This window comes from Halococcus agarilyticus, assembly GCF_000334895.1.
GTDB classification, from domain to species: Archaea; Halobacteriota; Halobacteria; order Halobacteriales; family Halococcaceae; genus Halococcus; species Halococcus agarilyticus.
In genome coordinates, this window is the sequence record NZ_BAFM01000037.1 from 1 (window position 1) to 10,459 (window position 10,459).

At 54.9% G+C, this 10,459-nt stretch carries 5 protein-coding genes; 2 read left to right on the plus strand and 3 right to left on the minus strand.

All coding sequences use genetic code 11. The features are described 5' to 3' along the window. Positions 1-286, minus strand: a 286-nt coding sequence (locus TX76_RS18460) for a hypothetical protein (protein ID WP_228842430.1), incomplete at its 3' end; no start/stop codon positions are given. A 253-nt stretch (positions 287-539) separates the two neighbouring features. Between TX76_RS18460 and TX76_RS17355 the strand changes: the two genes are divergently transcribed. Then, positions 540-1,700, plus strand: coding sequence for a glycosyltransferase family 4 protein (locus TX76_RS17355; protein WP_079890888.1), 1,161 nt, complete (start codon positions 540-542; stop codon positions 1,698-1,700). 49 nt (positions 1,701-1,749) lie between these two features. On the opposite strand, the gene TX76_RS16805 is transcribed toward TX76_RS17355, so the two are convergent. Beyond that, entirely contained in the window at positions 1,750-3,282 is a 1,533-nt protein-coding gene (locus TX76_RS16805; protein ID WP_079890889.1) for a flippase, read from the minus strand. A 312-nt stretch (positions 3,283-3,594) separates the two neighbouring features. Between TX76_RS16805 and TX76_RS17360 the strand changes: the two genes are divergently transcribed. Continuing rightward, entirely contained in the window at positions 3,595-4,716 is a 1,122-nt protein-coding gene (locus tag TX76_RS17360) for a glycosyltransferase (protein ID WP_267462378.1), read from the plus strand. A 729-nt stretch (positions 4,717-5,445) separates the two neighbouring features. Here TX76_RS17360 and TX76_RS16810 read toward each other — a convergent pair. Beyond that, the coding region (locus TX76_RS16810; RefSeq protein ID WP_154019144.1) for a malectin domain-containing carbohydrate-binding protein at positions 5,446-10,459 on the minus strand (5,014 nt) is incomplete at its 5' end.

The window sequence follows — 10,459 nt, forward strand, 5'->3', positions numbered from 1 at the left end:
AGAGAGGGATCCCGAAGGACGAAGTTCGCGCAAGGATGACCATGACCACCACCCCGAGATAGCAGATGGTGGCCAGAGATCTGCTTGTCCGCTTCGAAATGGAGCGTATTGTTGAGGGAGTTCGAACGAACCAAGCCAGAAACGTGCCGACTGCAAGTGTTCCAATTACGTAAGTTGGAAGTCGTTTGTCCGCCCATATTGCTAGCAGCGTAAGAACTGAGAAAAATATGACAGCGATTACTTCAGGAATTTGTGAGAGGGACAGGCGGCTTTCGAACTCCCGCATTACCCATGATGCAATAGACAGCCAGATAACTGTTGCTACAAGACGTGGAGTGAGCTGCGATCTCATGAATGAGATTGGTGGATGGGGGAGGATGGCTGACACTCTGAGCGAATAACATACTGCTTTAATTTGTGGATATTGAGTTTTATCGATATTTTAACATCATGCTGTGAAAGGTATTGAAAACTCTACTATTAACAACGGCTTTTAGAAGAAGAAATCGCTAAATAGTTAGGAATGATTGCTTACTGGCATGAACAAGCCAACACGAGTTTTGCTACTCGGTGTAGGGGTTGACGCGGGAGCTGGGCAGTATTCCGCGCAGTTGGCTAACAGTCTTGCAACACGAATTAATACTCATGTGTTACTTCCGGATTACGATGATACGGAATTTCAGGCGCTGCTTAGTTCGGAAGTAAAGATACATACATTCGATATGCCTGCTCAGGGTAGTACGATACCCAGCAGAGATGATTTCCTCTCCGGGATGATAGACCGAATGGGAATACTGGCTTCAGTGATTCGCCAAATTCAATATATCGATCCTACGGTGGTCCACATTCCATTCTATACTACAGGTCCGCTCCGGTCGTACTTGCTACCTATCTTGAAAGCGATGCGACTCCAGATAGTAGGGACTGTTCATGACCCACAGTCACATACTGGACAAGAATCAATGCTATTCGGGACGGACCTAAATGAGAAAGGACGAGCACTAGGTGGGTTGCTAATGGACCGAACGATTGTTCATGGGCCAGAGACAAAAAAACAGGCTCTTGCTGCCGGATACCGTGAAGGCCGATTGCGGATCGTTCCCCATGGTGTCTATACACACTTTCCCGAGGGTGGTGCAGAACCCGAATTAAATCAACTACTGTTCTTTGGCCACATACGTGAGAACAAAGGATACGACAGGATACCAGAGTTGCTTGATTTAGTGGCCGAGCGACACCCTGACGTATCCGCCGTCGTCGCCGGTGACCTATCAGACTCTGCGGACGAGGCATGGGGGAAGCGGATAATCCAACGCCTGCAAGACCACGACCACATCGAACTCGATCAGGGCTATATCTCAATGGAGCAGACAGCTAAGTATTTCACCGAGTCTACGGCCGTGGTACTTCCATATTATGATGCGACGACCAGCGGAGTTCTCAGGGTAGCGTACCGCTACAGCACGCCCGTCGTTGCAACCGATGTCGGTGATATGGGATACTATGTCAAACATGACGATACCGGACTGGTTGCAGACTCGAACGCCGTTGAGGAAATTGCCGACAAGACAGTACGGATATTACAGGATCCGGAGTGCCGAGAACAACTCATGGTGAATCTGGAGTCGGTCAACGAACGATATTCGTGGGAGAATATTGCCGAGAAGACGATAGAGGTCTATCAAGAAGCTCTACTGTAGCCGCAAATCGCAATTACAATAGTCGAAATAAGATAATTGAATATGGTTCCTATATCAGTCGTTGTAGAATACGGTATTCTATTTTCTCATCAATTTGTTCTGCAATACGCCGTTCATCGGTTGAGAATCCCTTCAAAATACGGATGACAACTATGTAAATCAACAGAACTAAAAATGGGAGTAGTGTCGCTATCACATACTGGTTCGTTATTATCCGGACAAAACCCAGTCCAACTGCTGCCGAGACGATCCCGGCGAATAAGAATTTGATGCTATCTGTAGTGAATGGATGGATCGATTCGATAATGTAAATCTCTATAGCCGCAAGCACTGGAATGAGAAGGAATCCAAGACCTGTTGCCAATCCTGCTCCGAAGATGCCGAATTTTGGAACTAACGCGAATAATAATATAATATTCAAACCAACCATAGCAAAGCTATTGAGAAACGTAATTCGGGTGTGACCGGTTCCTTCTATTAACATGCTTTCTGGACCGGTGACCGCATTGAACAATTGCCCGATGCTAAGTGGAACCACTGCCACACTTGCTGCGAGATAGTCTGAACTGAAAAGGATACGAAGATATGTCTCTGGTGCAATGGCGAGCACCAACGCCATCGGGATCGTCAACAACAGTACCCACCGTGTAGCGAGGCGGTATTTCTCCTGAATCGTCTCCCGACTATTCGACTCCGAAATCATCGGTTTGAATACCGGCGCGATGGCGAGATTCACAAGTGTGAGGTTAGTCGTGAGCTGATATGCAACTCGATACACGCCGACCTCAGACGGACCGAGATAGAATCCTAGCACTAAGTAACTGATTTGCCCGGACACGGCATAGACGATCCCCGTTAGGTAAAGTGGAAATGCGTAGTCGAACATATCGGAGACTGGTGGAGTTGGAGGATGCAGTAATCTCCGGATTGAGCCGTTGAGTGTGCCGATGTGCTTCGTGATAAAGTAGAGTCCTACGAGTGAAGCGGTGATAATAGCAATCAAGTAGCCAACAGCGAGCCCGATGAACTCATAGCCGAGATACAGGAGTGGAACGACCATAACTAATTTCAAAAACGGAATACCCGCTTCAGAGGCGATTACTCGAAATTCCATCCGCTTAACTGAGCTAAATATCGTCTTTTGTACGTTTACAACCGCTTGAAATGGGAGAACGAGTGATAGCACCACAAGGTATGGCACCAGTTCCGGTGTATCAAAGAATTGTGCGATTCGCCCTCGATTGAAAACGATCACGAAAACTCCGACTAAGGAGCCAAGAACAACCACTTGTATAACAAATATAACTATTCGTTGTGCTAAACCAACATCGTTTTGATTCAATGCTTTTGGGAGAAAATAATCGATTGATTGGCTGAGATTGAAACTGAACACGTTCTGGATAATGACTACGGCTGCGAGTGCGAGCGTGAATTTGCCGTAAACATTTGGCGCAACAGCCTGTGTAACGAGGATGATAAACCCGAAGGAAAAAACCCGACCACAGATCTTTCCAACGAATGCGATTCCTCCTTGCTGTGCTAGTTGAGAAACAAAAGAACGGTTGGGAGATTCAGACTTCATCGATAATTTGACTGTACTACTAACATCGTTTCGAGTCTGTATTAATTGTGTGTTTGACGCCTCCGGTAGCTCACAGCCCTATTTCATATTTTGATTATCAATCCATTCAAGATAGACTTACTGGAATTGTGCTTCTGAGGATAGGTTTGAGAGGTGTGAACCATTACTGATTTATGAGATGGACGAACATGGCCAACAGAACACCGAATCAGTCTGATGTAGACATCATAATTAGTGAGTATAACCATAGAATCACGCTGAATCTACAAAATAGAATGGGAGACAAAAACAACTACAAAGAAAATATTCCTGATATACAATAGTAATGCCTCAAAGGTTCAAGGAAGTACCGAAACCTACTATCTTTCACAGTTTCTCGCAAGACGAAGTGATCTCCATATCTTTGCACCTCTTGAAGAACCTGTCGAGGATGCGATCAACCATCCCCTACCAATCACCGGTATCACGGGAGTCTTACTCCTCAATATCATCTTAGCGCCTTACTGGTTGTATTATCTCTTCAAAGAGCGACCAGATATCATTTACTGCTACGAGAACGTCATCTTGCCTGCATTCCTCGGACGTTGGATCTTCGGAGCAACAGTTGTCTTTGATCTTCAGTCAGACCCATACGATCAAGCAGTAGAATTTTCTAGCGAAGACGACCGTGGACTCATATTTGGGCTGTTTTTGTGGATCGGAAAGTGTGTCCATACTGTTGCCTTGCGCTGGGCGCATTATGTCTTCGTGCTCAGTGAACCACTTGCAGATACTGTGATATCCAACTACGGGATTGATCGCAATGTTATCCGTCTGTTGCCGCTCGGGGTCGACACAACACGGTTCACCCCAACTGAAGAATCATACGACCGGCTCGGTATCGTCTATGTGGGAACGCTCAACAGACACCGTGACATCGATACGCTAATTGAAGCTGTAAGCGGTCTCCCTCCCGAATTGCAAGCAAATATTCGCCTGGATCTCTACGGAAAGGGAGATGAAAAATACATCTCTGACCTCGTCTCGCGCGCTTCAGAAGGGAGTCCGCTCAAAGTGGAGTGGCACGGAATGATACCTCACGAGGATATCCCAAAGCGAGCAGGGAAATCTGATATAGCGGTGTCTCCACTACCCGCATACGAGGCGTATCAAGTTAGCTCTCCAGCGAAGATTTTCGAGTACCTTGCACTGGGGTTGCCGGTAGTGGCGAGCCGTATCAATCCACATGAGCGAATCCTCACCAAGAATAGCAATGCATTGTTATATGAGCCTGAGTCAGCAGACAGTCTTCGAACACAACTCGAAAAACTTATCCAGAACAAGGAAGCCCGAGATGAATTTGCTGAAAACGCCCGTTCAACAGCCATTGAATGCGGCTGGGAGCAAAGATTTTCTGTAGTGGATGAAACTCTCAATCTGAAATATGAGCGATGAATTTCTTGGATTCCCGGATTAACCCACCAGGGACCCAGTCATAGCAGTTGCGTCCTGCCCCAGATGAAGATGTCTACGTGTTCACCCATGAGATAATCAGCGGTGTATTTCGAAGAACTCCTTAGAACCACGAGAAGTCCGCAAGTGCTCTTAGGGCGCTCACGGTGCGGCTTCATTCAGTGGGAATCCCCTACCGGGAAATGGCCGGAGTGCTTGAAGGCAGTAACGTCAGGTTTTTGATAGATCGTCTACTAGTACTCCCGCCGGCTAATGCTGGCGTCGTGAAAGTCGTTCAGGAACTTGATCCTCTCGCTGTTTAGTCGCGAGCCCATCGCCAGGTTGGCCTCCCCGATAGCCACCAACTCGAAAGTTCTATGAGTTCCTCAAAATCGTAGGTAGTGTCTGTATCGTCGTTCGCGATATACTCCACGGGCATGCCCAAAGGCGTACCCATAGCCAGCCTCGTTAGAGGCCACCATGATCGTGCCATTCGTCGCAACGACCCTGGAGGTTCGATCGGACGACGGTTACTGACGATAATCTCCCTAGTTGCGCAGTTAGTGGCTCCGGTCCGGTAACGTATTTCACTTCACTACCCTCGTCTTCTCCATATGAGCCCGGCAACGATCACCTACCACAGTGATCCATAATAGATTGAAAAATATGATTCTAGAATAGAAAATCAATTTATCGAAATGAGAAGAAGTGTCAGAATAGTGCTGGCTGTCGTTACTGTCCGGCCTCCACGATTTCGATCGCATTCACTTGCGGGTTCTCCATCGCGCCGTGCAGAAACTCGATGTCGATATCACCATCCGACCCAGCCGTCACCTCGAACGACTCCATCGCAGCAGTGTTGTCGCCGTACTTCTCGATGATATCGAAGTCTTGGAGTTCGGCGTCGCCGCCCTCGATGTTCGCCCCAAAGACGCGCTCACCGGCTGCATCGGTGCCGGAGAAGCCGTCGTGGAAGTACAGGCGGACTTCGTAGGTTTGCCCGCTTTCGATTCCGTCCGCGAACTCCCACGCCATTTCCGGGGGCTGGTCGGCATCGTACCGTTCTTTCTGGAACAGTTCAACCGGCGTCCCCTGTGGGACGGACTCGTCAACGCTACCGACGGAGTACGTTCCACCCGGAATGGCGCCGCCTGCAACGAGATACTGGCTCGGCGAGTTGGACGTGTCGGCGCCCCAAGCGGGACCGTCATCGGTCGCCGCCACTTCGGGCCCGCCCACGTTCACGCGGTGCAGAGCCTGGGATCCGGAACTGCCCGATTGCTCGTAGTCGAGGATCACGACGTCCGACGCCTGGCCGGTGTCGCCCGTTCCGTCTTGGACGCTCGCAACGAAGTAATCGAGGTTCGACTCGGAGAGGCTCACCTGCACGGTCGCCTCGCCGCTGGAGTCGAGCGTGACCGACTGCGTGTCGACCGACTCGGCGCTGTCGATCTCGTAGTCGTCGATGTCGTACCCGTCGGACGGACCTTCGCTGCCAACCACGTGGGTCAGTTGCACCGTCGCGTCAGCGGGTCCGCTAAGGGTGAGCGTCTGTGCAGTGTCGCTGACCGTCCCGGCCTGATGGCCGGGGAAATCGGTTCCCTGCAGGGAGACCCCCTGCACCCCAAGCGTCGGCGCGTCGGGGATGTCGGCTTTTGCGGTCGCCTGTGATCCGCCATCGCTGCCGTCGCTCGCGAGATCGGTCGTCTGGGTCGATCCGTCAGCGTACTCAACGGTCGCGGAGCTGGCGGCGATCTCAAGCCCCGAAACGGAGCCTGCGCCACCGGCACCGGAGACGCCCTTGATCGTCGTCGGGTCGAGGTCGATCGAGAAGCCGACCGTCTCTCCCGCATCGAAGTCGTCAAATCCGATCGACATGACGTCGTAGCCTTCGGCGTTGTCCTGTCCGTTGTGTGGTTGGCTGAACACGTCCCCGTCGGCCGTGCTGACCACGCCGACACCGTCACCGGACTCGCTGTCGATACTGAGTTGCTTCGCCGTTGAGTCACCAGCCGTGCCGTCGGGGTCGAACACCGCATCCGGGACAAGGCTCTCGCTGACGTCGAATGTCACCGATTCGATCTGCTTGTCGCCGGTGTTCGTGATCTCGAACGAGCCGCCACTGTAGGTGCTCGCGCCGATACCGGCTCCGTCGTTCACCGCGACCGTCGCGGAGCCGACGTCCCCTCCCGAGGACTCCTCCTCGACGGAGAGCTGGAACGACTCAGTCGCCGTCCCGCCGTTACCGTCATCGGCCGTAACCTCCACGGTGTACGGCGAGTCCGCTGCGTCGCCCGCTTCCGGGGCGATCGTCAGCTCGCCGTTCGAGAGGCTGACGAAGTCGGGTCCGTTCACCGACAGCGACACCGAGTCGCCGTCGCCGTCGGAAGTGCTGACCGGCACGGTTGCCGAGTCACCTTCAGTGACCGTCTGATCGTCGATCACGCCGATCGTCGGGGCCGTGTTGCCGCCGCTGCTATCGTCGACTTTCGTGACCTTGATCGCCGAGACCTTTGCGTTGTCCTTGACCTTGGTGAAACCGATATTCAGCTCACCGTCAGTGACTTCGGTCGTGAAGGTCTCGGTAACCGCCGCGTGCGGACCGCCGGTCTCGGCGTAGATATCGTAGTCGTTCAGGACCTGCTGTCCTTCGATTGCGGCGTCGAAGAGCCGGGCGCCCTCGCCGCCGTCGTTCGCGACGCCTTGGTAGAGTTCGGCGAACTGCAGTTCGACCTCGTACTCGCCGTTCTCGACGGGCGCGTTGTAGCTGAAGGCCCCGTACCGCTCGGTGTAGTACAGCGTGTCGTCTTCCGTGTTCGTGATCTCGGGATCCGAGGGCGTTCCCCCGTTGCCGGTCGCGAACGTCGACCCGCCGTCGAAGTTCGTATCCGCCTGGTAGACCGTTCCGTCGGCAGCGGTGTACTCCCCGCCGCCGGCATTCACCGCGAAGACGGCACCGTTCCTACCCGAGGACGCTTCCTCGACGGTAAGTTCGAACGATTCAGTGGCCGTGCCACTGTTGCCGTCGTCGGCGGTGACCTCTACGGTGTGCGGCGAGTCAGCCGCGTCGCCCGATTCCGGGGCGATCGTCAGTTCGCCGTTCGAGACACTGACGAAGTCCGGGCCATTGACCGATAGTGACACCGAGTCACCGTCGTCGTCGGAAGTACTGATCGGAACGATTGCCGAGTCGCCCTCGGTCACCGTCTGATCGTCGATTGCGTCGATCGTCGGTGCGGTGTTGCCGCCAGCACTCTGGTCGTACTTCAGGACCATGGCGCTCGAGGCGAGACCCATGTCGTCGGAGCCCTCACCGTGTGCGGCCACGAAGTAGTTGAAGCCTGCTTCGTCGTCGTCATCGACCGAGCTAGTCAGCGTCACGGGTACCGTCGCCTCGCCGTTCGAGTCGAGAGTAACGCTTTCGTACTCGACGTTCACCGCGTTGTTCGCTTCCAGGTCTTCGATGTTGTAGCCGCCGTTCGGCACATTGCTCAGCGCGAGTTCACCCTCGACGCGCACGAGTGTGACGGTCTCACCAGGCTGGCCGGAGACCGTGACGGTCTGGCTGGCCTCGGAGACCGTCGCGCCGCTGTGGTGGTCGTCGAGGACGCTGTCGTCGAGCGAGACACCCTGCGCACCGATCGAGGGTGCGGGTGCCTCGTTGCCGTTCACCACGGCGGTCGAGCCACCCACACTTCCGTCACCCATCAGCTGGGTGGTCTGTGTCGTGCCGTCCGCATACTCGACAGTCACCGTCGAGCGGGCGAGTTCCAAACCGGAGACCGGACCGGCCTCTTGGGAGCCGATCGTCGCACCCTTGATGCTGGTCGGATCGTTGTCGGCCCAGAAGGTCGCCGTCTCGCCGTTCTGGAAGTCGTCGAACTCGACGCTCATCACGTCGAAGCCATCATCGGCGTTCTGCTCGTTGTGGGGCTGTGAGAACGCGCTGTAGTCGCCACCCGACGTCTCGGCGGTTGTGATGCCGGTACCGCCATCGCTGGCGATGTTGAATCCTTCACCGGTCGGGTCGCCCGCGGTCCCTTGCGGATCGAACACCATGTCCGGGTACGTTGCCGAACTCAGGTCGAACGACACCGAGGCGATCTCTTTCTCGCCGGTGTTCGTGACCTGATAACTGCCGGCGCCGTAGGTCGTCTGGTCGATGTTGCCGCTGCCTGGCGTTATCTCAACCAGCGCGGAGCCGGGTGAGCCAGAAGACTGGCCAACGGAGACGGTCTTGGTGACCGTGTTGGTCGCTCCCTGGTCGTCAGTGACCGTTAGAGCAACGTCGTAGTCGCCGGCCGAATCGAAGGCGTGGGTGGGGTTCGCGCCCGTCGCGTCGGTCTGGCCGTCGCCGTCGAAGTCCCACTCGTAGCTCGCAATCGAGCCGTCGTCGCTCGAACCCGATGCGTCGAAGCTCACGTCCTCACTCGCCGCAGGGTTCTGGGGTGAGTAGCTGAACGCCGCTGTCGGGTTTTCGTTCGATCCACTATCGGTGCCCTCGACGATCTCGATGGCCGAGACCTTTGGCTGGTTGGTCGACGCGCTGAAGGCCATGTTCAGCGTGCCATCGGTGATCTCGATCTCGTAGGACTTCGTGACCGCGGTCTGCGGATCGACCTCCGCGTTGAGGTCATAATCGTCGAGTTCGACCTCGCCGCCTTCGAGGTTCGCATCGAAGACGCGCTGGCCTTCACCGCCAGCACCGCCACCGGTTGCGCCCCAGTAGATCTCCGCCATGTGGAGTTTCACGGTGTAGGTCCCCTCATCCACCGGGAAGGCGTAATCGAAGCCTCCACTTCCGCTGCGTTCGGTGAGGTAGAGGGGATCGTCCTCGGTGTTCGCGATGTCACCATCGCTGAGCTGGCTGTTCGAGTAGCTTTGTCCGCCACTGAAGTACGAGTTCGCGGTGTCGGCCTCGAAGACCGTCCCATCTACGGCAGTGTACTCCGGACCACCGGTATTGACGGCGTAGACAAGCTCACCACTGCCACCGCTCCCGTCGTCAGCGACAGTCACAGTCTTGGTCAGGGTGTTGGTCGCGCCCTGGTCGTCGGTGACCGTCAGGGCGACGTCGTAGTCGCCGGCCGACTCGAAGGCGTGGGTGGGGTTTGCGCCCGTCGCGCTCGATCCATCACCGAAGTCCCACGCGTAGCTCGCGATCGAGCTATCGTCGCTCGAGCCCGACCCGTCGAAGCTCACGTCCGCACCCGCAGTGGGATCCTGTGGCGAATAGCTGAATGCCGCCGATGGATCTTGATTCGAGCCGTCATAGTTCGCGGGGTCGATCTCCTCGCCGTTGAGGAAGACCTTCGCATTGCCGTTCACGTTGAGGCTCTCGATGTCACCGTCGAAGACGTAGGTATCGGTACCTCCGTAGACGGTGCCCGAGGCGCTCTTGTCGTCAGCGGCGATCGAATCGGCAGGATTGAGTCCGACACTCTGCTGTCTGTCGATCACCTCACTAACGCTGAAGCTGTAGGCCGAATCGCTTCCCTGACCCTTGATCTCCAACGTGTTCTTGTCGCTGGAACCGTACTGACTGGGGTCGATCTCCTCACCATTGAGGAAGACCTTCGCATTGCCGTTCACGTTGAGGCTCTCGATGTCACCGTCGAAGACGTAGGTGTCGGTACCCGCATAGACGGTGCCCGAGGCGCTCTTGTCGTCGTCGGCGATTGCGTCCGAACCGGTGAGTCCGTAACTCAGGTCCCTGTCGTACCGCCCCGCTAACGCCGAGTTGGTA

Bases quoted from the DNA above. Each gene is read 5' to 3' on its own strand.
- TX76_RS17355 (WP_079890888.1), top strand. From the start codon at position 540: ATGAACAAGCCAACACGAGTTTTGCTACTCGGTGTAGGGGTTGACGCG.
- TX76_RS16805 (WP_079890889.1), bottom strand. From the start codon at position 3,282: ATGAAGTCTGAATCTCCCAACCGTTCTTTTGTTTCTCAACTAGCACAG.